The following is a 26481-nucleotide window of genomic DNA, read 5'->3' as shown; positions in this document are numbered from 1 at the left end:
TGACATCAAGAGAGCCGTAGCCTTTTTCAAAATGGTATTCTCTTCTTCAATGCGGCGGAGTTTCTTCTCCAGCTCGCGGATCCGCTGTTGTTCGGGGGTTAGCGGTGAGCCTTTAGGGGATACGCCTTGCTTCTCCTGTCGCAGCTGGTTTACCCATTTACGCATGGCTGAGTCGCTCACGCCCATAGCGCTTGCTGCCTCGGCTACGCTGTAGCCCTGCTTCGTTACCAGCTGAGCGGCTTCTAACTTGAACTCTGCGCTGAATGTCGGTCTTGTGTTCTTCATTTCTACCACCTTTTGTCCGGAAGTGAGTCTATCACTTCGTCTATTCAGGTGGCCAAATTCACTATGCCACTACAAATGGTATGTGCAACCAAACCAGCAGATACAAGGACTTCACGGGATGCACGAGTTGCGTATTGTATATCAAGCGCTTTATCAGAACTGCCCTGAGCTGCACAAAAAACGCCTCGATACCCTTATCACCGCAGTAAAGGCGCTGCAAAGCAGCGACACGCTGACGCTCACCTCGCTGGGCAGGCACATCGGTAACAACACCAAAGTAAAACACAGCATCAAGCGTATGAACCGCTTCTTGGGCAACCCGCATATGCACGCCGAAAGAGGCAGTGTATATCGATGGCTGGCCCACTACTCCTGTGTCGCCAACCCGATGCCCGTCGTGCTCATTGACTGGGCTGATGTCCGTGAGCAGCAACGCCTGATGGTACTTCGTGCCTCCGTGGCAATGGAAGGGCGCTCAATGACTTTGTATGAGCGAACCTTCACGCTGGAGGTTCATAATTCGTCAAAAGCACACAAACAATTCCTCAACGAATTGGCGCAAGTGTTGCCTGAAAACTGTTGTCCGTTACTGGTGACTGATGCCGGCTTCAAGAATCCGTGGTTCCGCGCCGTGGAGGCCAAAGGCTGGTATTGGTTGGGGCGAGTGCGAGGCCAAACCCACGTGGCAGCGGCAACCTATGACAACTGGAAATCGGTAGCTGCACTACACGTGCAGGCCAGTAGCAGAGCCAAGGCCTTGGGTAGCCATCGACTAACGAAGCGAGACAAACTCAGCTGCCAACTGTACCTGTACCGCAGCAAGCCCAAAGGACGTAAAAGTCAGCGCTCGACGACCACCAACAGTCATCATCCTGCATCGGCTGATTACTCACGCTCAGCCAAAGAGCCCTGGGTTCTGGCCACTAACCTACCGGGAGAAAGTCTGACAGCGAAGCAAGTCGTCACCCATTACCGCAAACGGATGCAGATTGAGGAAACGTTCAGAGATTTAAAAAGCCCGGCCTTCGGTTTTGGGTTGCGGCATAGTCGCAGCCGCTGCCCTAAGCGCTTTGACATCATGTTGCTGATCGCATTACTGCTGGAATTGGTCCTGCACTGGGTTGGTCTGTTTGCGTGTAAATCCGGTTGGCATAAACACTTTCAGGCAAACACAGTGCGCAGCCTAAATGTGTTGTCACTGCTGCGGCTGGGCAAAGAGGTGCTCAGGTGTGGCGGTTGTTATCGGCTAAAAGTTCGAGACATTAAATGGGCGATACTGGCATTCACTCAACAGCTGAGGAAAAACAGCTATGTTTTCGCGGAATTATGAGGGGATCCATCAGAGCTTTGCCCTTTAGTCAAGTAGAGTCCGAAGTGTGAACTGGCATAGTCCAAGTTTTGCTACTTGAGCGAGAAAAAGCTCGGCACACGCGAGGGCATCACTGGCCGCTGAATGGGCATGGTAGTGGGGAAGGTTATAGTGTGCGCGTAAGTCATCAAGTTGGTAGCTGGCGTGTAATTTGCGTTTGGCTAAATAACTATAGCGTTTCTCAAGACTCAGGGTATCAATGAAAAAACAAGGCAATTCGCAGAGTTGGTGGCATTGCCTAATATGGGCTTTTAAAAATTCTCGCTCAATGGTGGCGTGATGGGCGATCACCACTTTACCACTGATACGCTCGAGTAATTGGTTGAATGCGACTTGAGGGGATATGCCCTTGTGCTCGATATCGCTGGGTAGGATCTGGTTAATGGTGGCTGTATCTGCTTTTACATACTGGCTATTTCTTACAAAGACTTCTTCGGCACTGGCGAGATCGATCTGCTCAAGCCTGAGATTGACTGTTCCAATAGACAGCACTTTATCGGTCTGTGGATCGAGTCCGCTGGTTTCGAAGTCAAGGGCGATAAACTCAAGTTGCGGTAAAGTCGCATCTATACTCGGTGCAGGTGTGGCAAGGTAGTGTCCTAATGAGCCAGTGTACTTGTTGTGTTCTTGCAAGTATTCCAATCGTTGATATGCGCTTTGGCCAGGAGAGAGCCTCGCAATAAATTGTTTAAACACTCGGCCCCCTTAGGTGAACTTTAGTTTCGCCACGCTCTGAAGGTCACTGATGATTTTGAAAGCTTCTTTTAAGTGCTTTCTTTCAAAGCTGCTGAAAGCGTCAGGGTTAATGTTGTTATTCGCGATCTTGCCTTGTTTCATTTGACTCAACTGATGCCGCAAGCGAACTTGGGTAATAAATCTAAACGCCTCAATGATGCTATCGCAGCTATCTTTCGACAGCGCTCCTTTCTCTAAGGCATAGCGAAAGCGCTCTTCGGTACCGGTTTGCGAGCCCTGTGCTGACAGGCTGTAGATCCGCGCCAGATCGATGATCAGGTTGAGTGCAAACTTCTTGATGTTTAAGGTGTTGCTGTGCTCGCCGCCAATCTCTAGCACCAAACTGTTGAATATCCCCAGCGGCGGAGAGGTTTCAATGGCATCGCGGGTGAGCGCCTTTAAAAAGCGGGGATTGCCATAAATGGTCTGATGCATGTGTGCTTGAAGTTCTCCGACAAAATCGGCGTTGCCATGAATGCAGCGAACTTCCATAAACACGCTAATACTGAGTAGGCGGTTGTATTCAGGGCTTGCAATCCACTTGGAGTAGTACTCTTTCCAGCGGGATAAAGGTTGGTTCCATTTGGGGGCTGCGGCCATATAGTTACCACTGCAAAGCGGGTATCCAATGGCATCCAAGCCGTTGCAAACTTGCATGGCTAAATGGGTAAAGTAGATCCTGTCGGCTGCTGAGGCTTTATCAGACAACACCAGTGCACTGTCCTGATCTGACAGCATATGCACCTCGTTTCTGGCGTGAGAGCCGGCAACCATCCACGCGTAGTCGCATGGCGGAGGGCCGAGTACCTGCTCGCTAAGTTGGATTAGCCTGCGGGTGAACGCATCCATGATCATCGTCATTACTTGCCCTTGAATCTCTGCGCTAACGCCACTTTCCACAAGTGATTGAAAAACCATAGCCCGCTCTTCCTTCAACGCGCTCAGAGCGTTCGGCGACGAAGCGTACTTTATTTTTTCAATCAAGAACAGGGATTGGGTTCGGTGGTTGTGAACCAAATGGGTGGTAGTGATTAAGCCGACCACGTTATGTCCTTCAACCACTGGCAGGCAACGGATGTTGTACTGAAGCATCAACGAAATAGCTTGAATGACTTTATCGTCACGCTTGATGATAATCGGATTTGGGGTCATCACCCGTTTAATGGGCAGTGAGGTGTCGATCCCTTTTGACACCACCTGATGTGTCATATCTCTGTCGGTGACAATGCCAACGATGGCGTGTTGCTGCAGTATTACCGCACAGGAGCTGCGTTGTGAGCCACACATCTGCTGTGCAACCTTCTTTATAGAGTCATTGCAGTCAGCAACCGTGATGTTTTCGCTGGCCAACTCTCCTACGGTCCTAAAAAATAAGCTTTTTTCTTCTTTTTTTGCGATACAGTTTACGGCGCTGTGTAGCCGAGTTTTCGCGGCGGCGGCGAAGTAGTCTTTGAACTCTGGGTGATGATGGCAGACTTCGATGATATATGCATGGGGTATTAGATAGAGCAATGAGTCCTCTATCGCATGGGCCTGATAGCCATCTTCTGAGTCTTTTATTGGCTCTAGAAAGGTAAAACCGAATTGATCTTCTTCGCCTAAGCGAGATCGCAGTTTCTTTAAGCTAGTGCGTTGCTCTATTGCCCCTTTTCTAATTATGTAAAGGTGGCGTCTTTCGCATAACGCACTGAATGCTATGTGCTCTCCCTTGGCTAAGTACTTTACTGATGCTACTGTTGCTAAGCGCTCTACCATCGATTTAGGAAGCTTATCGAAGGGGTCTAGCTCAAGTAAGAACTGCAAGATGTTATCACTTCCTGATGTCATTGAGATGGGCTTCCTAGAAAAACGAAACGCTGTTTTACTATACTTCATGGCGTCAAAAAAAGCAGCCTTGGGCTGCTAATTTGCTATCTGTTCTCCGCTACACTGGGTAGTTGTGAAACCCCAGCTTGCTCGATATGTTGCAAGCTGCCTGATGGAGAAGCTTGATGTAGTCATGCTTTTTATTTTCGTTAAAGCGAATTGTTGGGAAAGAGACCGAAATCGCAGCGATGGCCTCGCCAAATCGATCGTAAATGGGAGTTGAAATACAACGAAGCCCAGGCTCTTGCTCTTCGTTATCTTCAGCGAAGCACTGCTGCCTGATAACTGTGAGTTCATCGAGTAATTGTTCGATGCTCTCAATGGTGTTGTGAGTGTGCTTTACAAACTCGACAGGCTCTAGCAACTTGCGAATCTTGTCTTCAGGCATATGACTTAACAGTACTTTACCGATAGCGGTGCTGTATAGCGGATTGCGTCGGCCTATACGTGAGTGCATGCGCAGGTGATGGCTGGAGTCAATTTTATGTAAGTAGATGATAGAGCTCTCGTCTATTGCTCCAAGGTGTACTGTTTCGTTAAGAAACTCAATGAGTTTTGCCATTTCTATATTGGCGATATCGATCAGTTCGACATGCTCCAATGCCTTAGAACCCAACTCGAACAATTTTAGCGTGAGTGCATATCTATCTGCCTCTCCCTCTTGTTCAACAAACCCCAGAGTCTTCATTGTTTGCAAAAAACGATAGGTTGTGGCTTTAGACATCATTAATCGCTGTGAAAGCTCGGAAACGCCAATTTCCTTCTGCTCCCCAAGGGCTTGCAAGATGTTAAAAACTTTTAATACAGATGAAACCGCTTCTGGCTGTGTTGACTTATCCACGTTGGCCAATCCATTTAAGTATGTGGGCTCTATCGTACCAAACGGCAGGCGAGTTGTCAGTGATATCGAAAAGCTATTTCAATAATTTAAAACCGACATTTGCGGGATATGTCACAAAAACAATCATCAGCCAATGAAAGTGAAACGCAATTTTAAAAAAATATTTGATAGGTTTTTTTATTTGTGTAATGTTGTTTTATACATGGTTGCATCAAGTGCGCCTCACTATCCAACGCTAAGGAAGGTAACAATGAACTTGGACTCGTTTAACCTTAAAGGTAAGGTTGCAATCGTCACCGGCTGTGACACTGGATTAGGCCAAGGTATGGCTCTTGGCTTAGCTAACGCTGGTTGCGATGTGGTAGGCGTCAATATTGTTGAGCCTAGTCAAACCATTGAGCTAATGAAGCAAACTGGCCGAAAGTTTGTCGATATTCGCGCCAATCTTATGAAACTAGATGATATCCCAACCATTGTTGACAGAGCTGTTACTGAATTTGGGCGCATTGATGTGCTAGTTAATAACGCGGGGATAATCCGTCGTGACGATGCGATCAACTTCTCAGAACAAGACTGGGACGATGTAATGAATATCAATATCAAGTCCGTGTTCTTTATGTCACAAGCGGTTGCTAAGCAGTTTATGGCACAAGGAACTGGAGGCAAGATCATCAATGTTGCATCAATGCTTTCGTATCAAGGGGGTATTCGAGTGCCTTCTTATACTGCATCTAAAAGTGGGGTTATGGGGATTACTCGTTTAATGGCAAACGAGTGGGCCAGCCAAGGGATTAACGTCAATGCGATTGCCCCTGGATACATGGCTACCAACAATACGGCAGCCTTGCGTGCCGATGAAGAGCGTAATGAGGCGATTTTGGAGCGGATCCCAGCGCAGCGTTGGGGTACGCCTGAAGATGTCGCGGGTCCTTGCGTGTTTTTAGCATCTGCGGCGTCAGATTATATTAATGGCTACACCATTGCTGTCGATGGTGGTTGGTTAGCGCGATAACCATGGATGCACTGATGGTGACCGATACTGTAATTGCGCAAGCATTAGGCTTTGTCAGTTTTGCTCTAGGGATTTCTACTTTTTGCCAGAAAAATGATAAGCGCCTGAAAGTGACGATGCTGATCTTCAATCTGAATCACCTGCTTCACTTTGTGTTGTTGGGAGCCATCCCTGCCGCTGTAGGGGCGGCGCTATCATGCCTTCGGACTGGCACTTCGATTATTACATCATCCAAGCAAGTGGCATTGTTTTTCATTCTAATCAGTGTGATTACCGGCTGGCTAGTTTTCGAGACCTGGGTTGATCTGTTGCCTATTGTTGGCACCATGATTGGAACCTACTCGTTATTTTGCCTTAGCGGGATCAAGATGAGGCTGGCTTTTTTACTCGGAGCATCTTGCTGGCTTGCTAATAACGTGATTGTTGGTTCAATTGGCGGTTCCTTGTTAGAGGTAACGGTCATCACAACCAACATCTCAACGATTTATGGGCTTTATAGTCAAAAATCAAAAACAACGACTAATCAATTGTATGGGTGAGATATGTTTGTATTCAATCATGATATTGAGCTTGAGGACCTAGGTGATGGGGTGTCTCGCAAGGTGCTGGCGCATAGTGAGAACATGATGTCGGTGGAGGTGCATTTCGACCAAGGGGCTATTGGTGCCATGCATTCTCATCCCCACGAGCAGTTAACCTATGTTTTGTCTGGTGAGTTCGAGTTTACCATTGGGGAGGAGAAGAAAATCGTCAAGACTGGTGACACCATGTATAAGCAGCCCAATGTCGAACATGGCTGTGTCTGCCTCAAGCCCGGTGTGCTGATCGATACCTTCACCCCGATGCGCAAAGATTTCGTTTCTTAGAACTCAACTTGCGGCATGGCCGCTGGAGCACAATATGAAAATTGCATTAATGATGGAAAATAGCCAAGCGGCCAAAAACGCCATGGTGGCGGGTGAGCTTAACAGCGTGGCCGACAACTTAGGGCATGAAGTATTTAATGTTGGAATGAAAGATGAAGCGGATCATCATCTGACCTACATCCACCTTGGGATTATGGCGAGCATTTTGCTCAATTCCAAGGCTGTGGATTTTGTGGTGACTGGGTGTGGCACTGGGCAAGGCGCAATGATGTCTTGTAACTTGCACGCTGGGGTAGTGTGTGGTTACTGCCTGGAACCCTCAGATGCGTTTTTGTTTAATCAAATCAATAACGGTAATGCCTTGGCGTTGGCGTTTGCCAAGGGTTTTGGCTGGGCAGGTGAATTGAATGTCCGTTATATCTTCGAGAAGGCGTTCACTGGTCAGCGTGGCCAAGGCTACCCTCTTGAACGTGCCGAGCCGCAACAGCGCAATGCGGCTATCCTAAGCGAAGTAAAATCAGCAGTCGCTAAGGATGTGGTCGAAGGCCTTAAAGCGATCGATCAAGAGTTGGTAAAGACTGCGGTTGGTGGCGCTCAGTTTCAAGAGTGTTTCTTTGCCAACTGCAAAGATCCGGACATCGCAAACTATGTGTCATCTTTGCTAGCCTAACGGCTGCTGGTGGTGTAATGACGGAGATAGGAAACCAGTCCGCACAGGCTGGTTTGTCGCCCTCGACAGCCTTTGATTGCTGTTGGAGGCAGAAAGAATCAACAGCTTTTGGGGAGCCAGGATGTCAGTTCAGCGTATCGCAGTGATAGGCGAGTGTATGGTAGAGCTGAGTACGTACCAAGGTAGCATCGTGCAGAGCTTCGGTGGTGATACGCTGAACACTGCGATTTATTTGTCGCGCTTAACCAAAAATGCCGGAGTTTGCACCTCCTATGTGACCGGTTTGGGATCCGATCCATTTAGTGCTCAGATGATAGACGCGTGGCAGGCAGAGGCGATTAATACCGATATGGTATACCTGGTTAAAGACAAGCTGCCAGGGATCTATGCCATTGAAACTGCTGATGATGGCGAGCGCAGCTTTTACTACTGGCGCAACGACTCAGCAGCAAAATACTGGTTAAGAGAGCGTTCTATTAGTGACTTTACTAACCACCTGATTCAGCATCAGATCATTTATTTGAGTGGCATCAGTTTGGCGATTCTTGCTGAGGACTGCCGAGAATCGCTGTTGCAACTGCTGATGCTGTGCCACAAACAAGGGGTAAAGATCGTCTTTGACAACAATTATCGCCCTAAATTGTGGCCAAGCACGGAGCTGGCGCGGGATTACTACAGTCGGGTCCTGAAAATAACCGATATTGCTTTTCTAACCTTCGATGATGAAATCATGTTGTGGGGTGATGAAAGCGAAGAGCAGGCCATTAGACGAACTCAACAGTTCGGGGTGGCTGAGATCGTGATCAAGCGAGGCGCTGAGCAGTGCTTCGTTGTAACAGATAATGGCATGGAAAAGGTTGCTGCGTTAAGTGTTGACTCGGTGATTGACACCACTGCCGCTGGGGATTCATTCAGTGCGGGTTATTTAGCTAAACGCATTCTGGGCGGCGATGTTGTCACTGCTGCACGTGCTGGGCACAAGCTTGCGGGGACGGTGATCCAGCATCGTGGCGCGATCATTCCTGCCAATGTGTTACCTGTTATTTAAGGAAGATAAATGAAAGATTTAGATCAACAACTTTCCAAGATTAAGGTTGTTCCCGTTATTGCGATCAATGACGCTGGCACAGCAGTAAAGCTAGCCCAAACATTAATAGAGAATGGCTTGCCTTGTGCTGAGGTTACTTTTCGAACCAAAGAGGCTGCGCAGGCAATTCGCAACATGCGAGAAGCTTATCCTGAAATGTTAATTGGTGCGGGTACTGTATTGACCAGTGCGCAAGTGGATCAAGCCATTGATGCGGGCGTTGATTTTATCGTAAGTCCAGGTTTTAACCCCACAACCGTCAAGTATTGCCAACAGCGGAATGTGACCATTATTCCTGGGGTAAATACGCCCAGTTTGGTAGAGCAAGCGATGGAAATGGGCTTGCAGACACTTAAGTTTTTTCCTGCTGCTCCATCGGGAGGTGTGGCGATGCTAAAAGCATTATCTGCTGTATACCCTGTGAAGTTTATGCCTACCGGTGGTGTTAGTCCGAGCAACGTCAACGACTATTTGTCTGTTCCTTCGGTACTTGCCTGCGGAGGTACTTGGATGGTTCCAAGCGAACTAATCGACGGTGAGCAATGGGATGAGCTGGCTAAGTTGGTGCGGGAGGTATCCAGCGTACTTGAACAATAAGAGCCCTGAAAACCACTAGCTAGATGAGATGCGGCGACCCTCGGCGCATCCAATCTTGCTATCAATTCAAAGTTTGCTGTTTTGCTTTCTCACCAACCAAGCAGCCCCTCTCACTCCACTACTATCCCCATACTTCGCCTTGCGGATCTGCACCCGTGGCTCTGCGGCGAAGATGTATTTGCCGATGACCTCTGATACATCTGGGTAGAGGCTATCAACGTTTGAAAAGCCGCCGCCAAACACGATGGTGTGCGGATCGAGGATGTTGGTGACGGCGGCCAGGCTGCGGGCCAGTTGGTCTACGTAGAGATCAAAGGCGGCTTTGGCTTGGCTGTCGCCTTGTTGGGCGAGTTCGATGATCTGTTGGGCTTTCAGGTCTTTGCCGTACTTGCGGTTGTACTGTTGTGCGAAGCCGGTGCCGGAGAGGTATTGCTCGATGCAGTGGCTGCGGCCGCAGTAGCAAGGGCCGGTTTCGCCGTCTTTTTCCAGCTCAAAGCCCGGTAGCGGGTTGTGGCCCCACTCGCCGCTAATCGCGTTGGCGCCGGTGAGCACTTGTTGGTTGATTACCACACCGCCGCCGCAGCCGGTGCCCAAGATGACGCCGAATACGATCTCGCTGCCCGCACCTGCGCCATCGACCGCTTCTGACAGGGCGAAGCAGTTGGCGTCGTTGGCAATGCGTACATCTTTGCCGAGGCGTTGTTTTAAGTCCCCAACCACGTCTTGGCCAATCAAGAAGGTGCTGTTGGCGTTTTGCATCAGCCCGGTGACCGGCGACACTGCGCCGGGCAGGCCGCAGCCGATGCGGGCGAAGTTACCGACCTTGCTTTCAACGTAGGTGATCAAGTCCACCACACAGTCGAGAAAGTCCGGGTAGTTTTTCGGGGTAGCCACGCGGTGGACAAACAGCTCTTGGCCGTCGCTGTCCAGTACCTTGGCTTCTATCTTGGTACCACCGATATCCAAGCCGACCAGTTTCATGCTTGCTCCTTATCTAATGCCGCTTCAATGCGGACGTTGGCGATGACAAAATCACAGGCTGCTTCGCTGTTAAGCTCGAGCAGGGTAGTGCGCTGGCTTTGCGACCACGACACCAGCGATTGCAGCGACACCCGCTGGGTGTGGAATTGGCGCTCGCTCTGGCTGGCGGCATCGCTTATCTGCTGGGCGATATCCACCTTCATCGAACCTTCGCCCATTGTCAGCCAAAGCGGGGCGCTTGTCGTGGAGTAGGCCTTAATATCGAAGACCAGATCACCATGAGACAGCCACGGGAACAGATCGAAGGGCTGTTTATCTGAGGTCATAATGCTCAGGGTGCTGCTGCTATCGCTAAAGTGGCAGCGGATCGAGTCCTGTTGCTGCAGGCAGTTGTAGGGGCGAGTCGACAAGCCGGAGAACTGCAATGGGTTGTTGCGTGAGACCGGGTTAAAGGCCTGCGCTTCTTGTACCAGCAGGTCGAAGTTGCCCGGCGTGGCGGCAATCCCGTAGAGGTGCAGATCGCCGAGCACGGAATCATCTTGCTCCAACTCGATATGCGGCAGGTTGTCTAAATCCCGCGGCGCTAGCTCGCCGTAGCGCAGGCCATAGCCGTAGGGGAATAGCGGGGCGTGCTCGCCTTCGGGTGCCTGCTCATCCGGGTGCATCTGGTAGTTCTCGATATGCGGCGGGATGCGGTGCATGGCGTAGCTGTCGGGGCGCATCGGCCAGCTAAAGGAGAGCTTGCCAGTGAAATCAAAGCGGATAGCGCCGTTGCTATCACGTAGCAGCAAGTCGCTGATGCCGCGCCCTTCACTGCCGGGCAGGAAGGCGGCGATAAAGGCATCGCTGGCGTTTAGCAGTGGGTTTACGTAGAGCGGGCGGCCACTAAAGAACAGCGCAACCACCTTAACGCCAGCCTGTTTGAGCGCCTCGATGGTTTGGCAGTCTTTGGCGTAGCGGCGCTTGATTTGGCTGAAATCGAGGCTTTGCCCGGGCTTAATATCGCCGATCATCTCGGCGTAGGGGTCTTCGCCAAAGGCGACGATGGCGGTTTCGAACTCGCTAAGATCTGCGGGAAGCTCATCGGCAAAACATAGCTGCTCGCCTATCTCTTGCTCAAGTGCTGCGCGCACGGTAATGCCATTGGGGAAGTCGCTGGGCTGGTTTTCATCGCCTTGCCAGGTGAGGTTCCAGCCGCCCACTTGTTTGGTGAGGTCGTCGGCTGCTGAGCCAGTTAGTAGCAGCTTGCGATCGCGCGCTAGCGGCAGCAGCTGGTCGTTGTTTTTTAGCAGTACCATCGATTTACGCACCGCTTCGCGGGCCACGCTGCGGTGCTCTTCTGCACCTAGGTTGGCTTGCTGGGCCGACAAGCGGCGCTGTTTCGGGCTGGCCTTTTCCCACAGTCCGGCGCGCTTTTTCACCCGCAGGATCCGCAGCACCGCATCGTTGATCCGCGCCATTGGGATATGGCCGGCGTTAACATCGGCGACGGTTTTCTCGAAGGCGGGGATCCAGTGTTCCTGATCGGAGATCATCAGAATGTCGTTACCGGCATTGATGGCGTAGCGCACATCGCTGTCGCTACACTTACTGACCTCGGCGTGGCCGTTCCAGTCGGTTACCACCAAGCCGTCGAAGCCCATCTTGGTTTTTAGTACGTCGGTGATCAGGTACTTGCTGCCGTGCAGCTTGTGGTTGTACTCGATGCCATCGCTGGGGTCGTGGTCGTAGTTGGTCTCATCGATCCAGGTGTTAAAGGATGACATTACTACCTGGGCTCCGGCGTTCAGGCCGCTAAAGTAGCCCGCGCCATGTAGGTTACGCATCAGCTCTTCGCTGTAGTGGGTATCGCCGCGATCCACCCCTTGGGCGGTGCCGCCATCGCCCAGCCAGTGCTTCACGTTGGAGATAACCTTAAGGTCGGTTTTCAGCTGCTCGGCATCGCCTTGCAGGCCTTGCACCATGCGCTCGGCATAGTAGTAGGTGATGATGGGATCTTCTGCATAGCCCTCATAGGTGCGGCCCCAGCGCAGATCGCGCGGCACCGCAACGGTGGGGGCAAAGGTCCAATCCAGCCCGGTGGCGGCCACTTCTCGGGCGGTTACCTGGCCGATACGCTCAATCAGCTCCGGGTCGCGGGCGCAGCCAAGGCCGATATTGTGTGGGAATAGGGTCGCGCCAAAGGCGTTGTTGTGGCCGTGCACCGCATCGGTGGCCCACATAAACGGGATGCGAAACGGGCGGTCGGCGTAAGCCTCATCCACCGCTTGCCAGAAGGCTTCGGCACGTTCGGTCCACTGCTCGGCGGTGGCGTATTTGTTCTCGTCGATCCAGGTGCCGCCACCGTTAAGGATCGAGCCCAGCTTGTACTGCTTGGCCAACTCGGGGGTGACGCCGCGTAGGTTGGGCTGGATCATCTGGCCGATTTTCTCTTCCAGGGTCATCTGCGCCAGTATCTGGCTGATCTCTCGTTCCAGCTGCGGGTCGGGCTGGATGGCCGATTCAATCCTCGGCCAGTCATTGAAATAGGGAATGGTGTCTTTCATAAACTGCTCTAAACGAATAAATGACAACGGATAAAATGGCCGGGCTCAAGCTCCTTGGGCTCCGGCAGGCCTTGGCTGCATTGCGCCATCGCCTTGGGGCAACGCGCTGCATAAGGGCAACCCTTGTGCTCGGGCGACCACATTGGGGTCTCCATGGAGCGCTGGGTGGGCAGCTTCTCGTGAATGCTGCGGCTAGGATCGGGTACTGCAGCCAACAACAATTGGGTATAGGGGTGCTGCGGGTTCTGGGTAACCGCTTCGGTGGAGCCCCACTCCACCATATGGCCGCAGTAGAGCACGATAATGTCTTCGGAGAAGTAGCGGGCGGTGGCGATGTCGTGGGTGATGTAGAGAAAGGCCTTGCCCATCTCATGCTTCATCTCGTTCATCAGGTTCAGCACGCCGATGCGGATCGACACATCTAGCATCGAGGTGGGCTCGTCGGCCAGGATCACCTCGGCGCCAATCGCCAGCGTCTTCGCCAAGAATACCCGCTGGCGCTGACCACCCGAGAGCTGGTGGGGGAACTTCTCCAGCACCTCTTTGGCAGGCGTTAGCCCTACCTTGGTGAGCAGCTCGACCAGCATCTCGTCCATCGCCTTGCCCGGCTTGAGCTGGTGGTGGATCTGCAGTGGGCGCTGTAGATGGTAGCGAATGGTATGCAGCGGGTTGAGCGAGCTGAAGGGGTCTTGGAACACCATCTGCACCTCGCGGCGATACTCGGCCAGCTGCTCTGAGCGGGTGAGGGTATCGATGTTCTCGCCCTTATAGTAGATGGCGCCTTCGCTGGCTTTGTGGATCTTAGTGGCGATCTTGGCGCTGGTGCTTTTGCCGCAGCCCGACTCGCCCACCAGCGCCACACAGCGTCCGGCCCGCAGTTGGAAGTCGAGGCCGTTGAGCGCCCGCAGGTACTCTTTGGGGCCAAAAAAGGAGCTGCGCTTTTTGCGAAAATCGATGGTGAGATTTTTTGCTTCCAACACCAGCGGGTATTGGCTGTCGAACTGAGCCTGCTGCTCGCTAGCTGTACTTGCGTTTATGTTAGTTGCGCTAGATGGCGCGCTTTGGGTGATGGTATTCATTTAAAGCGCCTCCACACAGGTAGTTTCAGATGGCTCGGAATGGGATTGGGTGAGTGGCTCTGGCTGCTGGGTTTGAGAAGCAATCTTCAGCGGATCAACGCAGGCCACCCAGCGCTGCTCATTGGCTTGCTGCAGCTGTGGCTCTTGCTCGCGACACGCAGCCGTTGCCTTAAAGCAGCGCGGCGCAAAGCGACAGCCCGGTGGCACATTTTGCAAGTCCAGCGGAGTCCCGGGAATGCCCTTCATCTCCTGCAGCTCGCCATGCAGGGTGGGGAAGGAGTCGCCCAGACCATGGGCATAGGGGTGTAGAGGCTGGCTGAGGATCTGCTTGGCCGGAGCCAGCTCCACCAGTTTGCCCGAGTACATAATGCCGATGCGATCGCACAGCTCCACCATCAGGCTCAGGTCGTGGGTGATAAACAGGATGGAGAAGCCAAACTGCTCTTTGAGCTGATAGACCTTTTGCAAGATCTCGCGTTGCACCACCACATCCAGCGCGGTGGTGGGTTCATCCATAATCAGCAGCTTGGGCTTGAGGGCCAGCGCCATGGCGATCACCACCCGTTGGCGCATGCCGCCGGAGAACTGGTGCGGGTAGTCGAACAGCCGCTCGGTGGGAATATCCACGATGCGCAGTAGCTCTTTGGCCTTCTCGATGGACTCATCGCGTGAGCTCACCAAACCGTGGGCGTCGAAGATATCCCAGAACTGATATTCGATGGTTTTCACCGGATTCAGGCAGTTCATGGCGCTTTGGAACACCATGGAGGTCTCTTTCCAGCGGAACTCGCGCAGCTGGTCGTCATCCATTGCCAGCACATCGCGCCCTTCAAACTCAATTGAGCCTTCGGAGATCAGCGCGGGTGGACGGTGCAAGCGCATCAGCGAGTAAGCGATGGTGGACTTACCACAGCCCGATTCGCCCGCCAAGCCGAGGATCTCGCCTTGGTTGATATGAAAGCTCACATCACTGACCGCGCGTACCCGGCCATTAAAAGTGATGTAGTCGACGCAGAGGTTTTTTACTTCAACCAGTTTGCTCATGATGCTTGCTCCGCGTTAGTCAGTGGGGCGGCGGCCTGCTGCTTAGCGGCTTTGTTCTGCTCGCGGCGGAACTTGGCCATGATCCGTTGGGCCTTCAGTTTAGGGTTGGAGATCTCGTCGATGGAGAAGTTAATCAGTGCCAGGCCAATGGCCACCGAGGCCAGCGCTACGCTGGGGGCGACGATCTCCCACCAGGCGCCGATGCGCATGGCAGAGGTTTGGTCGGCGTTGTAGAGCATGCCGCCCCAAGTGACGCTGAGTGGGTCACCGAGGCCGATAAACTCCAGGGTGGCTTGGGTCATAATCGCGTAGATCACGGTGCCGATAAAACTTGAGGCAAGAATCGACATCATGTTCGGCATGATCTCGGCGAACAGCATGCGTTTTTTGCTCTCGCCCATCACCTCGGCGGCGTGGACAAAGTCACGATTGCGAATGGCCAAGGTTTGCGAACGCAGCACCCGTGCGCCCCAAGGCCAAGAGGTGGCACCGATAATAATCGCAATCACCAGTGGCGAGACTTGGTCAAGGAATGCCGCCAGTACCAGCATCAGTGGCAGGCTGGGGATAACCATTACCAGGTTGGTCAGTAGCGAGAGTACGTTATCCACCAAGCCACCAAAGTAGCCAGAGGCGATACCGACGATCATCGCCATCAAAATCACAAAGGTGCCCGCGACAAAGCCGACCATTAGCGAGATGCGTCCGCCGTAGAGCACTTGCGCCCATACATCGCGACCCATGCGGGTGGTGCCCAGCAGGTGATCGCCACCGGGGGCTTGGTGAGGGCGGCCGACGCGGGCCGAGGCGGCATATTCGGTGAGCAGCGGCGCCAATAGGCAGAGTAGGCACACGGTCAGCACAATCACGATGCCGATAAAGGCCTTGGGGTTATCCAGCATAAACTGCTTGATGTTTCTAAGTAGAGTTTTCATAAGCCCTTCCATTAATCCAGCTGCGTGCGCAGGCGAGGGTCGAGAACGAATAGCAGACAGTCGGCGATAAAGTTGGCGCCAAGCACCATCATGGTCATGATCAGCAGGTAGCCCTGAATCAGCGGGTAGTCACGTGCTAACATCGCTTGGAACATCACCTGACCTAGGCCGGGATAGTTAAAGATGATTTCGATAATCAGGGAGCCGCCGAAGATGGCACCCACCGACATGGCAAACGAGGTGATCATCGGCAAAATCGCGTTGCGGGCGCCGTAGTGCAGCATCACCTTGCGGTCGCGCACCCCTTTGGCCCAGCCCATCACGATAAAGTCTTCGCCGAGCTGGTTGATCATATTCGAGCGCATGCCCATTACGTTGCCCATGCCCAGCGCCACCATGCATAGCAGCGGCAGTACCAGGTGGTAGGCCACGCTGCCGATGAACTCGCCACTGAAAGCTGGATCGAGTGAGGGGTGATAGGCATAGCTGGTGGGGAACCAGCCCAAGTTGGAGGCGAAGATAAAGTACATCACCAGCGCCATTACCACCGAAGGGATGGATGACACCACCACCGAGCCCACGGTAATCACCGAATCGGTCCAGGTGCCGCGTTTCCAAGCCACATAGATGCCAAGCAAGGTGGTAAGGGTGTAGGAGACGATCAGATAGGTGCCAACCAGCAGTAAGGTCCAGAGCATGCCGCGGCCCAGCACCTCAAATACCGGCTGGAAGAAACGGGTCGACATGCCCCAGTCGCCAGCCAGTACACTCCCTAAATATTGGAAAAACTGCTGCCATAGCGGGGTGCTGGTGGAGTAGCCGTAAAGTGCTTCGAGGGCGGAGATGGTCTCTGGGGTGATCTGTCCGCCGTTCATGGCCAAACGGCCGAGAAAAGATTTAATCGGGTCGCCGGGCATCATCCTCGGCAAGAAGAAGTTAATGGTGACGGCCGTGACAAAGGCGAGCAGGTAGAAGCCCAGGCGGCTTAGGATAAATTTCATATACAGGCCTCGATTGCGCAGCTGCGCAAGCTAACTTGGATGCTGTAGTGCGTTGTACTGTGAAAACAGGGTTTACTTGATGGAATAAGGAGTGGCGACCCTAGCGCCACTCCTGCACTACCGGTATTTACTGACGCGGTTTCAGGTTCATCACATGCACCATACGGCTCATGCCATCCCACGGAGCGGGGTGAACGAAGGGATTGTCAGCATTGGCGAAGCCGGTGAAGCGGGTATCGTTGTACTGATACCACACACCGTTGTAGTACAGCGGGATGTGGACCACTTGGTCGGCAAAGTAGCGCTCAATATTGGCGGCAAAGGCTTTTTGCTCGACCTCATCCTGGGTTTGGCTCATGCCTTCAATCCAGCCATCGAGGTCGGCGTTGGTGTAGTTGGTTGAGGTGGTCGACCACCACATGTTGGTCTTGGCAAAGCGCGAGTGCATGGTGTAGTCGTAGAACTTCCATACCGACGATTGCATTGAACCGCCACCAAATTGCATATCGAAGTTACCGCTCTCCCAGTTGGATGAGTAAGCGTTCACTTCTGGCGTAACCACGGTAGCGTTAATGCCGAGCAGGCGCATGCCTTCTACTGCAATGGCCGCGTTGTTGACCCAATCGGTCCAGCCGCTGGGCACTTGCACGCGGATGTTAAAGCTTGAGCCATCGGGATTGTCGATAAAGCCATCGCCGCTGCTGTCTTTAAAGCCCGCATCCGCCAATAGCTGCTTGGCGGCTTTGAGATCGTATTGGCTTAGCTCGGCCCAGTGTTGGTCGGCTTGCTCGTCGCGCCAGCGCCACTGACCGGTGGGCAGGTTAGTGCCCGGGTTGTCGCCGTTCACGTAGCCGTAGGCGCCGATCATCATCATTGCGTCACGGTCCATGGCCAGGCTCACCGCCTTACGGAAGTTGAGGTTTTCGAAGGCTTTCTTGGCGCCTTCGTTGTCGGTTTCAAAGTTAAAGGTCAGACGCACGCCGTCGCTGGACGGGAACCAGTAGTGGTTGCCCGGGCTTTGCTTAACAAAGGTACGCTCGATATCGGGGATAAAGATGCCGCCCCAGTCAAACTCGCCCTTGGCCATGATCTCCAGCGCCGCGTCGTTGCTGGCAAACTGTGGGAACTCGAGGCATTCCACCTCTAAATCGCTGTTCCAGTAGTGGGGGTTTTTACACAGCACGTAAACCTGCGGAGTAAAGCGCTGCACCTCGGTGAATGGGCCGGTGGCCACCGGGTTGGCGTTGACCTCGCCCGCGGGGTTGTCGATATGCTCCCAGATGTGCTTCGGCACAATGCGGGTGGACTCGCCAATAATATCTTGAGCGGCAAAGGCATTGGCTTCGTGCAGGTGGATTTTTACTGTTAGATCGTCAATCTTCTCGATCTTGGCCACTTTGGATGTCAGGCCGCCGTTGTCGATCTCTGGGTGGTTGCGTGGGTATTCAAAGGTGAATACCACGTCGTCGGCGCTGAAGGGTTCGCCGTCGGACCACTTAACGCCTTCACGCAGTTTAACGGTCAGCACTTTCAGGTCGTCGCTGAGCGAGTACTCGGTGCCCAGCCACGGATGTACCTTGGCATCGTCTAGCAGGTCAAAGGCGAACAGGGTCTCGTAGGAGAAGTTGTGGCGACCGCCAATCCACGGGTTGAAGTTGCGCACCCAGCCGGTGGAGAACTCACCGAGGATACGTAGGTTGGGCACATCGTTGGTGTCCGCCGTGGCGGGTAGGGTCATGGCAGCTGAAACAGCTGCGGCAAGTAGCAGGGAGCGTTTCATCGTTATCATTCCTTAGCAAACAGAGATTAGGATTATTTTTGCAAGCGCAGTTAGCACTTTGTTCTGTGTTCAAGCCGGATACTAACGATGGGGAAGGCGGGGTTTTGTGAGCTTAGCCGCAGGGAATAGGGGGATAAGCTTAGTAAAAGCGGAAACTCAGAAAGCTCCCGCAGTTTCGCATGTCGCTATGAAACATTTGGTCGTTGTTTTTTAATAGGCGACCTATATTCGTCGCCTTTCCATGAAACTTTTCCTTCTGGTCGGCAGCTGTCTCGCTCGACAATCGTCACCGCAGGCAGTTCGTAATCGGTCTGGTGGCCGTTGATCACATCCAAGATATAGTTGATGGCAATTCCCCCTAGCTCGATAAATGGCTGGCGGATGGTGGTCAAGCGCGGGATAAAGTAGTCCGACATCTCTACGTCATCGAAGCCTACGACTGAGATGTCACCCGGTACGTTAAGCCCCATTTGGTGTAAGGCCTGCATGGCGCCGAAGGCACATAAGTCGTTGGCAGCAAAGATGGCGGTAATATCGGCGTGTTTCTTTTTCAGCGCCTGAGCTTGCCAAAAGCCGCCGTATTGGTCGTAGTTGCCATCGCCCACCAGCGAAGAATCATAGGGAATGCCGGCGGCTTTTAAGGCGCGCCGATAGCCTTCGAATCGCTGCCGGGCATCCAGCGAGCGCTGCGGGCCATGGATATGAGCGATACGGCGATGGCCTTTCTGGATAAGGTGGGTAGTCGCCAGGTAGCCGCCTAACTCGTTGTCGATATTGAGCACCGGGATATCGCCGGACTCACCATCGCGCGACATAAACAACACTGGGATGTTGCCGCAGATCTGTTTGACCTCTTTGGAGGAGAGATAACCGCCCAGCACGATCAAGCCGTCTACTCCGCGTTGGGCAAAGTCTTGCAGCTCCAGGCGCTCTCGCTCGACCTTGTATTGGGTCGTTTCCACCATCAAGTCGTAGCTATGGCTGTGCATTCGCCCGGTCATGCCATCGAGTATCGCGCTCACCCAAGTGGTGTCGTAAGACGGCGCCACCACGCCAATCAGCATATTGCGCTTGGTGGTCGGCTGGTTTTTGCGTTTGCGACTACGAAAACCCAGCTCGAAGATCGCCTTTTCTATCTTATCGACCTTGTCTTTGCTGATAAACGAGGTGCGGTTGAGATAACGCGATACCGTGGCGGGAGAAACCCCAGCATGGGTGGCGACATCGTAGATGGTGGACTTTTTATGCATGGCAGGAACAACTCTTGAGCAATGCCAGAAAGGCTGACCGTCGCAGCTTAGCAACCGGGTGTGGCTTCGCTCAACTTTTGCTGGTGTTTTTGCGAGGGGCGCATCAATACGTTTCGGTCCATAGGGCGTAGTTGGCGCGCACATAGCCCACATACTGAAACGCTGCTAAGCCTAGTCGGCAGGTCGTTTGGGGAGTTGCTCGCAGTCTTTAAGCTCGGCATCTTGGCAAAGGCAGCCAACGCTCTGGTTGCGCCCTCTGGCCTTAGCTTGGTAGAGGCAGCGATCGGCGGTTTCGATCAACGCCTTGGCGGTGGTGATGTGTTTGGGGATCACCGACACATAGCCCACGCTGAGGGTTACGATGCCCAAGTCGGTGGCGGCATGGGGCAGCTTCAGCCCCATCAGTTTTTCGCGTAGCTGCTCTGCCAGTGCGGCGGTTTGATCAGCCTTGCCAAAGGTGATGACTGCGAACTCTTCGCCGCCGTAGCGACATACTGTATCGATGCCCCGGCTGCAGCATTGGGACAAGGTACTGGCGACCTGTTTCAGGCATTGATCGCCGGCGTAATGGCCCATGGTGTCGTTGTACAGCTTGAAATGGTCGATATCGCAGAGAATCAGCGAAACATAGTGAGCCTCGCGTTTGGCTAGCTCAATCATAAATTGCAGTTGGCTGTCGAACTCCCGGCGATTCTTAAGTTTGGTGAGGCAGTCGATGGAGGCGAGATGGTAGAGCTCTTCGGTGACGGTTTCCGGCTCTATCATGCCAAACAGTAGCGTTGCCTTGCCATCTGCATCGCGCGCCACGGCCCGGGCTCGGCTGGAAAAGTACAACACTTTACTTAGCGCTTCATCGAAATAGGGGAAGCGATTGCAGTACTCATCATGAGTGTTGTCGATAAGCGCTTGGTACTCGGCAAACACGCGTTGGGCTTCGGCGCTATCTTTCATGGCGATGTATTTGTTGAAGTCGCCAGCGATGGGACAGGTAAGGCTCACCGAATGTTGGGTTAATGTAGGGTCGAGGCGAAAGGTGCGGCACATGGTGGGGTTGCAATAGAACACATCGGGGTTGTCTTGCAGGTCGATGATCCACCACGACAGGTTGCCGAAGCTGAGCAGGGCCTCACACTGCCTGTAGTAATCTTCGATTCGAGCATTCGGGAACTTCACTGACTAACTCTTATCCTGCTTTGCCACCCACCGCACAATAGCTGCTCTGGCAGCGAACCTAAGGTGGTCAAGGTTGGGCTTACCTGAGAAACAATAAGCGCTAAGTATAGTTAATCGCCTTTGGCCCGCTGGCATAAGGTATGTAGCCGATACGATACAGCTGACGGGTGTCTGTGGTGGCTGGTCAGATGGTACGGGGGAAGGCTGCTTCTGCCTTGGGTGTTACCGCTTGTCTGTACGTTGTGACCTCACAGTTATGATGTGTTTGTCACTACCTTGGTTGTTTCGTCTTATCTAATTGATTTAAATGGCAATTGGGAAAGGAAAACAACACTAAGGAAAGGTAAAGTGAAGACAAAAATAATCAGCCTGTTAATGGCTACCTCACTTGTTGCCTGCTCCTCGACTACGCCTGACAGCGCTCAAGAGCAAGTCAGCGTTCAAGAGCAGGTGAGAGATAATGCGGCTAGTTCCACTATTGAGAGCACTCTCCAATTGGAGAGCATCGAGATTGCCCCGCCCGCCAGCCAACTGCCCGCGCAGTGGTGGGAGCAGGCGGTGTTCTACGAAGTATTCGTGCGCGCCTATAGCGACTCCAGCGGCGATGGGCACGGGGATTTACAGGGGCTTATCGCCAAGCTGGATTATCTCGAAGAGTTAGGCGTCACTGGCTTGTGGTTGATGCCGGTCACCGAGAGTGAGTTCAACGCCAATGGCTACGATGTCAAAGACCTGCGCCAGATAGAGCAAGACTACGGCAGCTTGGAGGATTTCCAGCAGCTTATCGATGAGGCACATCAGCGCGGGATGGGAGTGATTATCGATTGGGTGGTGAATCATACCAGCAACGCCAATCCGATCTTCCAAGATGCGCTGCGCAATCGTGATAGTCAGTACCGGGATTGGTTTATCTGGTCTGACAGAGATTTGGGCTGGGGCCGGCCATGGGATCCTGCGGCGAAGGTGTGGCACAGAACCCATGGCGGTTACTACTACGGCCTGTTTTTCGACTTCTTACCTGACTGGAACTACCGCAATCCTGAAGTGATCGCCTACATGAAAGACAGCGCTAAGTACTGGCTAAATATGGGGGTAGATGGCTTTCGGGTCGATGCTGCTAGCCACTTGATTGAGAACGGCGATGGGGCTCAGGAGAACCAACCCGAGAATCATGCTGTCTACCAAGAGTTCCGCGAGCTTATCGATCATTACCCGAACGCGTTTATCGTTGCCGAGGCACCGTTTTCCGATGACGACTACCTCGGAGATGGCAGCGATGAGTTCCACTCAGTGTTTTGCTTTAAGTGCTCGCAGATGCTGATGTCGGGGGTGAAAAACGGCAGTAAACGCGGAGTGCATGGCTTTTTAAAACGTGCCGATAGCGCTGTCGCCGGTGCCAATTATGCCACTTTGTTGTCCAACCACGACCCCTTTGCTGGCGAGCGCGCGGTGACCGCCATGCGCGGCAATCATGAGAAAGCTAAACTCGCCGCTAGCCTGATGCTAACTGGCCCGGGGATCCCCTTCGTTTACTACGGCGAAGAGATTGGTATGACCGCTATCGACCGCTCACTAGTGCCATGGGAGGATGCGGTTTCGCGAATCCCGATGCATTGGGACGACAGCGATAATGCAGGTTTTACGACGGCCAAGCCGTGGCGCAATATTAACCCCGACTACCCGCAGGTAAATGTTGCTCAGCAAGTGGATGACCCGCAATCGATGCTTAGCCACTACCGGCAGATGATTGCGCTGCGCAATCAACATCCGGCACTGGCTACGGGCGAGTTTGAGCTACTAAAAACTTCTGGGGAGCACAAGGCCAAAACCGTGGCCTTTGTACGGCACAATGCTGAGCAGCGTTTGCTGGTGGTAGCGAACCTCGACGAGCAGCCGCAGGAGGTGCAGCTGAGTTTGGCAGGATCTGCCATCGCAAGTAGTCAGCCTGAGTTTGCGCGCGATCTGCTAACTGGCGAGCGACTCGGTATCGATGCCGCCGAGTTGCAGCTTAGCGCCGCATTGCCTGCTTTTGGCCTAAAGGTCTATTCGTTGGAGTAGTTGCTTAGGTATATCGCCCCGCGTTGAGGCGAATCTTGAAGCGAGTGTTGAGCACTGCAGCTTTTATGCTGCGGTGCTTAAGCGTTCGCGCACTAGCTCTAATAAGAACAGCTCACGCTGCACCGACAGGCCGGCTTTAGGGCTTTCGGCCAGGGTTCGCCGATTGTGGGCAATCGCCTCATCGAGACTTAGCCAAACCGGGCGCATGCCGTTGCTCAGTTCGTAGTCTTCCAACTGGGTGTCGCCGAGCTGCTCGTCGATATCGCAGTAGAAGCAGTACGAGCGCATCTGCACGCTATCAAAATCGCCCTTGTACCACGGGCGCAACTCCTCGTAGATCCCAAGCGGTACGATGTTGCGCACACCGCTCGCGCCGGTCTCTTCTTTGAGCTCTCGCTCTAGGCTCGCTTCTATCGCTTCACCCTCATCAACGCCGCCGCCGGGTAGCGTGTAATCGTCGTAGCGCGCGGTATACAGCAACAGGATCTGCTCGCCGCGCAGCACGATGGCGCGGGTGGCATAGCGGGTGAAGCAACGCCCTTTGTCCTTCGCCACATCCGGGTGAATGGCGGAGTTGAGTAGCGGCATCGCCAGGTGAGTTGTTGCTGATTGAGGCATTTGGGGCACGGCTGCTTAAAAATGAAGGGAAGGATCTTAGTGAGATCTGGCTGGGAGTCAAATGCTGTGTGGAGATGACGGCATGGTGGGCGGGGCATGCCAGCGCATGTTGGGATCATGCTATGGCACGCGCCTTTGTTACTTACAGCAGTATCGTTTCACCGCCCACATCGTAAGAGATGCTGGTGGTGAGAATAGGCTCGTCGCGCTGGATGAGAGTCGCAATCACGATCAGTAAGATCTGAGTAGATTTAGGCAGCGCTTCTGTGACGAGGCCGGATAGTGCGCCTCGGGCATCCACAAAGTACTTCAACGCTTGAATGATCTCATCGTTATAGCCGTTGATGATATCGATGTAGCGGTTGGGGTCGCTATAGCTGAGCGTTTTTACCTCGCTCACCATTTGCTGATAACAGGCTGGCACCTTAGATAGTGCTTCGGCATGCCGCAGCATTCGGGTGACCTTTAAGGGTAAGTCTGAGTACATTCTCCCAACCGGACTATATTGCGACAGCCCTTTGTCTGCAAAGGTCCTTAGCTGCACGGCGATGGAATCGGCGGTGTTGCTGTTCTCTTGAATCGTCTTGATTTCATCCTCTCGCAGGCACATGCGGTAAAGCAGTTGAAGGGTGAGCTCGCATACCCTTGTAGGACTGGTTGCGATGGTGGTGTCAATCTCTTGCTTGGAGAGGTTTACGCTGCACTCGATGCGCGAGCGTTTTGCTTGTCCGGAGGCTAATACCTCGGCGAACTTGTTCTCTACAGCGGAGAGGTTCACCACGTCGATCAGCTTGTTATCGTTGAGTGGTGCCAAGAACTGATGCAACTCTTTGCTGCTCATCACTTTGCCGTCTTCAAACTTGATCTCCACGGCGATGTTCGGTTTCGCCCCGAGTTTGATGGCAGCAAATACATCAAAGGCGCCAAGGAACTCGGTTTTTCGGGTCTCTTGCAGGGTAGTCGAGCAATCAGTGAGGGTTACATTGCTGCTAGCGGCTTGCAGTAAGCCATTGCTATCTACCTTGGCGTTGGCGATATTGGCCAAGGTTCGTTGCTGGGCAAACTTGAAGTCGTCGCCCAGGTTCAAGCCCAGTCCCAATGTACTTTGCGATGTGTAGGTCTCCTCGAACCAGCCTGATAGATTGGCCACATAGGGGCTTAGCTCGCCATCTCGCAGTTCTTCGATATCAATGGGTTTGCCAAGTAGTAGGTCGGTGTAGAAGCGCTTAACCTTAGCGTGGTTGGTCTGCACTAACTCAAGGCTGAGCATCGCGCCGCGTTTGCGCTTGCGTGACTGGGCGCCATAGAGAGACAGGCCAATCTCCACTGCGGCAAGCTTTTTAAGCGTTGCATTGAATTTGCTAGCGGCTTGGTCGTAGAGGGTTAGCCACTCGCTTACAAGCTCGCTAAGGGTGGCGGTGATATCTTCGCCAGCCGCATCTAATTTGGCCTTGGCACCTTCTATTTGCTGCAGTACCCGGGCGAGTTCTTCGTTCGCACCAGCGCCTGCATCGCCCGAGAGGTCTTCAATCTCTTCGTTAAGCTTGGCGTTGGCCTTAACGATTTGCTTGGCCAAGTGCTTATCCAGTTTGAGCGTTTTAATCACGGCTTCACTCAGGCCGACCGAAGCCAGCAGGCTGCTAGCTAGGCCTTTTGCTTCAGCCTCATCTGCGCTTATCCATGCCAGGTGTTTGGAATCCAGCACCTCCAGAAGTTTGGCCTCGACGTAGTCTTTGATTGAGCTCTCTATGCCATCGCCACTGCCAATGGCCAGATTTTGCGCCACCGACAGCAGTAGGCTTGGGTTCTCATCGGCAAGCTCAGCCAAGTGCTCTGAGAGTTGCACTGTCAGCCAGCTGCTCGGCGAGCTGTACTTGTCGAGCAGGTTTTTCAGCTGCTCTGCGGCCCCTGACAGCTCGCTTAAGGCGGGTTCGAGATAGGCCTTCGCGGCTTGGTCGACCCCGCTGATTTTGATTAAGGCATCCAGGCTGTAGTTCGCCCCTTTACTGGTATCGACAACTTGGTTGACTTCGATGCGCACTCCGAGCTCGGTAGGCGTAATAACCCAGTCAAAGTTGCCCTTAAACACGTACTCAGCACCAAAGAAGCACCGGCGTTTGCTTCAATCCCTATGGCCTTTCCAGCAGCATTCTTGCTCCATGCATAACCCAAGGTGGCTTTGCCTTTAACGCTTAGGCCGCGCATTTGATTGATAATGACGCCCTCAATATTAAAGGCTGAGTAGTGCTTGGGAAGGTGCGATTAAGTCCCTGATGTGAGATCATAGGCATAAGGATATCAACAAGGACGTGCATCCATGACTCACCAGTTAACCTTCGCCGATAGTGAGTTTTCTTCGAAGCGCCGACAAACTCGTAAAGAGAAGTTTCTTTCCCGAATGAATGACCTGCTGCCTTGGGTTCGGCTTACCGAGGTGATTGAGCCTGTCTACCCTAAAGCAGGTAATGGCCGCCGCCCTTACCCTCTAGAAACCATGTTGCGTATCCACTGCATGCAGCAGTGGTACACACTCAGTGATGGCGCAATGGAAGATGCCCTGTATGAAATCGCCTCAATGCGCTTATTTGCTCAGCTTTCTTTAGACAGCGCTATCCCAGACCGCACCACTATCATGAACTTCCGCCACCTACTGGAAAAGCACCAACTTGCCAGGAAAATCCTGAAGAC

Annotated in this window: 23 protein-coding genes and 1 pseudogene; 9 read left to right on the top strand and 15 right to left on the bottom strand. The window is 53.2% G+C overall.

Going from position 1 to position 26481, the window contains the following annotated elements; all coding sequences use genetic code 11:
* Nucleotides 1–285: pseudogene (locus tag G462_RS0118470) on the bottom strand (transposase); the annotation flags it as partial.
* Nucleotides 286–403: 118 nt separating this feature from the next.
* On the opposite strand from G462_RS0118470, the gene G462_RS0118465 reads away from it, so the two are divergent.
* Entirely contained in the window at nt 404–1615 is a 1212-nt protein-coding gene (locus G462_RS0118465) for an IS4 family transposase (protein WP_026960302.1), read from the top strand.
* 24 nt (nt 1616–1639) lie between these two features.
* On the opposite strand, the gene G462_RS0118460 is transcribed toward G462_RS0118465, so the two are convergent.
* The 3 genes from G462_RS0118460 to kdgR form a co-directional block, all read right to left on the bottom strand.
* On the bottom strand, nt 1640–2350 hold the full coding sequence (locus G462_RS0118460) for an exonuclease domain-containing protein (protein WP_051326863.1): 711 nt from the start codon (nt 2348–2350) through the stop codon (nt 1640–1642).
* Nucleotides 2351–2359: 9 nt separating this feature from the next.
* Nucleotides 2360–4216, bottom strand: a complete 1857-nt coding sequence (locus tag G462_RS0118455; RefSeq protein ID WP_026960300.1) for a DUF294 nucleotidyltransferase-like domain-containing protein — start codon at nt 4214–4216, stop codon at nt 2360–2362.
* A 97-nt stretch (nt 4217–4313) separates the two neighbouring features.
* Nucleotides 4314–5096, bottom strand: a complete 783-nt coding sequence (gene kdgR, locus G462_RS0118450) for a DNA-binding transcriptional regulator KdgR (protein WP_026960299.1) — start codon at nt 5094–5096, stop codon at nt 4314–4316.
* A 250-nt stretch (nt 5097–5346) separates the two neighbouring features.
* On the opposite strand from kdgR, the gene kduD reads away from it, so the two are divergent.
* From kduD to G462_RS0118420, 6 genes are all read left to right on the top strand, one after another.
* The gene (gene kduD / locus G462_RS0118445; RefSeq protein ID WP_026960298.1) at nt 5347–6108 is read left to right on the top strand and encodes a 2-dehydro-3-deoxy-D-gluconate 5-dehydrogenase KduD; all 762 of its coding nucleotides are present in this window, start codon (nt 5347–5349) and stop codon (nt 6106–6108) included.
* Between the two features lie 2 nt (nt 6109–6110).
* Entirely contained in the window at nt 6111–6647 is a 537-nt protein-coding gene (locus G462_RS0118440; protein ID WP_245579589.1) for a YgjV family protein, read from the top strand.
* A 3-nt stretch (nt 6648–6650) separates the two neighbouring features.
* Nucleotides 6651–6974 (top strand): cupin domain-containing protein, encoded by a 324-nt coding sequence (locus G462_RS0118435; RefSeq protein ID WP_026960296.1) that lies wholly within the window; start codon nt 6651–6653, stop codon nt 6972–6974.
* Between the two features lie 34 nt (nt 6975–7008).
* The gene (locus G462_RS0118430) at nt 7009–7644 is read left to right on the top strand and encodes an RpiB/LacA/LacB family sugar-phosphate isomerase (RefSeq protein ID WP_026960295.1); all 636 of its coding nucleotides are present in this window, start codon (nt 7009–7011) and stop codon (nt 7642–7644) included.
* A 121-nt stretch (nt 7645–7765) separates the two neighbouring features.
* A complete protein-coding gene (gene kdgK / locus G462_RS0118425) occupies nt 7766–8692 on the top strand; it encodes a 2-dehydro-3-deoxygluconokinase (RefSeq protein WP_026960294.1) in 927 nt (308 codons plus the stop codon).
* Between the two features lie 9 nt (nt 8693–8701).
* Nucleotides 8702–9328, top strand: a complete 627-nt coding sequence (locus G462_RS0118420; protein ID WP_026960293.1) for a bifunctional 4-hydroxy-2-oxoglutarate aldolase/2-dehydro-3-deoxy-phosphogluconate aldolase — start codon at nt 8702–8704, stop codon at nt 9326–9328.
* Between the two features lie 66 nt (nt 9329–9394).
* Here the strand turns inward: G462_RS0118420 and G462_RS0118415 are convergent, their stop codons facing one another.
* From G462_RS0118415 to G462_RS23365, 9 genes are all read right to left on the bottom strand, one after another.
* A complete protein-coding gene (locus tag G462_RS0118415; RefSeq protein ID WP_026960292.1) occupies nt 9395–10309 on the bottom strand; it encodes an ROK family protein in 915 nt (304 codons plus the stop codon).
* Nucleotides 10306–12855, bottom strand: coding sequence for a glycoside hydrolase family 3 protein (locus G462_RS23385; protein ID WP_084405130.1), 2550 nt, complete (start codon nt 12853–12855; stop codon nt 10306–10308). Before G462_RS23385 ends, G462_RS0118415 begins: the two co-directional genes overlap by 4 nt.
* A gap of 8 nt (nt 12856–12863) precedes the next feature.
* Entirely contained in the window at nt 12864–13934 is a 1071-nt protein-coding gene (locus tag G462_RS0118405) for an ABC transporter ATP-binding protein (RefSeq protein ID WP_084405129.1), read from the bottom strand.
* The gene (locus G462_RS23380; RefSeq protein WP_051326861.1) at nt 13935–14978 is read right to left on the bottom strand and encodes an ABC transporter ATP-binding protein; all 1044 of its coding nucleotides are present in this window, start codon (nt 14976–14978) and stop codon (nt 13935–13937) included.
* Entirely contained in the window at nt 14975–15913 is a 939-nt protein-coding gene (locus G462_RS23375; protein ID WP_035478310.1) for an ABC transporter permease, read from the bottom strand. The genes G462_RS23380 and G462_RS23375 overlap by 4 nt, the downstream gene beginning before the upstream one ends.
* Before the next feature lie 11 nt (nt 15914–15924).
* Nucleotides 15925–16914 (bottom strand): ABC transporter permease, encoded by a 990-nt coding sequence (locus G462_RS0118390; RefSeq protein ID WP_026960290.1) that lies wholly within the window; start codon nt 16912–16914, stop codon nt 15925–15927.
* Between the two features lie 127 nt (nt 16915–17041).
* Nucleotides 17042–18694, bottom strand: a complete 1653-nt coding sequence (locus G462_RS0118385) for an ABC transporter substrate-binding protein (RefSeq protein WP_026960289.1) — start codon at nt 18692–18694, stop codon at nt 17042–17044.
* A 185-nt stretch (nt 18695–18879) separates the two neighbouring features.
* On the bottom strand, nt 18880–19944 hold the full coding sequence (locus tag G462_RS23370) for a LacI family DNA-binding transcriptional regulator (protein ID WP_051326860.1): 1065 nt from the start codon (nt 19942–19944) through the stop codon (nt 18880–18882).
* 171 nt (nt 19945–20115) lie between these two features.
* Nucleotides 20116–21117 carry a GGDEF domain-containing protein gene (locus tag G462_RS23365; RefSeq protein WP_084405128.1) on the bottom strand — a complete coding sequence of 334 codons (1002 nt, stop codon included), beginning with the start codon at nt 21115–21117 and terminating at the stop codon, nt 20116–20118.
* Between the two features lie 348 nt (nt 21118–21465).
* Here G462_RS23365 and G462_RS23360 point away from each other — a divergent pair, with 348 nt between their 5' ends.
* Complete coding sequence (locus G462_RS23360; RefSeq protein WP_157378672.1) at nt 21466–23175, top strand: alpha-amylase family glycosyl hydrolase; 1710 nt, start codon at nt 21466–21468, stop codon at nt 23173–23175.
* A 63-nt stretch (nt 23176–23238) separates the two neighbouring features.
* Here the strand turns inward: G462_RS23360 and G462_RS0118365 are convergent, their stop codons facing one another.
* Both G462_RS0118365 and G462_RS0118360 read right to left on the bottom strand, forming a co-directional pair.
* Nucleotides 23239–23793: an NUDIX hydrolase gene (locus tag G462_RS0118365; protein ID WP_342664486.1), complete on the bottom strand. Its 555-nt coding sequence runs from the start codon at nt 23791–23793 to the stop codon at nt 23239–23241.
* A 142-nt stretch (nt 23794–23935) separates the two neighbouring features.
* Nucleotides 23936–25882, bottom strand: coding sequence for a hypothetical protein (locus tag G462_RS0118360; RefSeq protein ID WP_026960287.1), 1947 nt, complete (start codon nt 25880–25882; stop codon nt 23936–23938).
* 228 nt (nt 25883–26110) lie between these two features.
* On the opposite strand from G462_RS0118360, the gene G462_RS0118355 reads away from it, so the two are divergent.
* The coding region (locus G462_RS0118355) for an IS5/IS1182 family transposase (RefSeq protein ID WP_026960286.1) at nt 26111–26481 on the top strand (371 nt) is incomplete at its 3' end.

Origin of the sequence: Aliagarivorans taiwanensis DSM 22990, assembly GCF_000429505.1 — a bacterium.
Classification (GTDB): Bacteria; Pseudomonadota; Gammaproteobacteria; order Enterobacterales; family Celerinatantimonadaceae; genus Aliagarivorans; species Aliagarivorans taiwanensis.
Note: the sequence above shows the minus strand (reverse complement) of the source record. Positions and strands in the feature narration are given on the sequence as shown.

Excerpts from the sequence above, each read along its gene's own strand:
- G462_RS0118465 (WP_026960302.1), top strand. The coding sequence starts at position 404 with ATGCACGAGTTGCGTATTGTATATCAAGCGCTTTATCAGAACTGCCCT.
- G462_RS0118455 (WP_026960300.1), bottom strand. The coding sequence starts at position 4,216 with ATGACATCAGGAAGTGATAACATCTTGCAGTTCTTACTTGAGCTAGAC.
- kduD (WP_026960298.1), top strand. The coding sequence starts at position 5,347 with ATGAACTTGGACTCGTTTAACCTTAAAGGTAAGGTTGCAATCGTCACC.
- G462_RS0118440 (WP_245579589.1), top strand. The coding sequence starts at position 6,111 with ATGGATGCACTGATGGTGACCGATACTGTAATTGCGCAAGCATTAGGC.
- G462_RS0118435 (WP_026960296.1), top strand. The coding sequence starts at position 6,651 with ATGTTTGTATTCAATCATGATATTGAGCTTGAGGACCTAGGTGATGGG.
- G462_RS0118430 (WP_026960295.1), top strand. The coding sequence starts at position 7,009 with ATGAAAATTGCATTAATGATGGAAAATAGCCAAGCGGCCAAAAACGCC.
- kdgK (WP_026960294.1), top strand. The coding sequence starts at position 7,766 with ATGTCAGTTCAGCGTATCGCAGTGATAGGCGAGTGTATGGTAGAGCTG.
- G462_RS0118420 (WP_026960293.1), top strand. The coding sequence starts at position 8,702 with ATGAAAGATTTAGATCAACAACTTTCCAAGATTAAGGTTGTTCCCGTT.
- G462_RS0118415 (WP_026960292.1), bottom strand. The coding sequence starts at position 10,309 with ATGAAACTGGTCGGCTTGGATATCGGTGGTACCAAGATAGAAGCCAAG.
- G462_RS23385 (WP_084405130.1), bottom strand. The coding sequence starts at position 12,855 with ATGAAAGACACCATTCCCTATTTCAATGACTGGCCGAGGATTGAATCG.
- G462_RS0118405 (WP_084405129.1), bottom strand. The coding sequence starts at position 13,934 with ATGAATACCATCACCCAAAGCGCGCCATCTAGCGCAACTAACATAAAC.
- G462_RS23380 (WP_051326861.1), bottom strand. The coding sequence starts at position 14,978 with ATGAGCAAACTGGTTGAAGTAAAAAACCTCTGCGTCGACTACATCACT.
- G462_RS23375 (WP_035478310.1), bottom strand. The coding sequence starts at position 15,913 with ATGAAAACTCTACTTAGAAACATCAAGCAGTTTATGCTGGATAACCCC.
- G462_RS0118390 (WP_026960290.1), bottom strand. The coding sequence starts at position 16,914 with ATGAAATTTATCCTAAGCCGCCTGGGCTTCTACCTGCTCGCCTTTGTC.
- G462_RS0118385 (WP_026960289.1), bottom strand. The coding sequence starts at position 18,694 with ATGAAACGCTCCCTGCTACTTGCCGCAGCTGTTTCAGCTGCCATGACC.
- G462_RS23370 (WP_051326860.1), bottom strand. The coding sequence starts at position 19,944 with ATGCATAAAAAGTCCACCATCTACGATGTCGCCACCCATGCTGGGGTT.
- G462_RS0118365 (WP_342664486.1), bottom strand. The coding sequence starts at position 23,793 with ATGCCTCAATCAGCAACAACTCACCTGGCGATGCCGCTACTCAACTCC.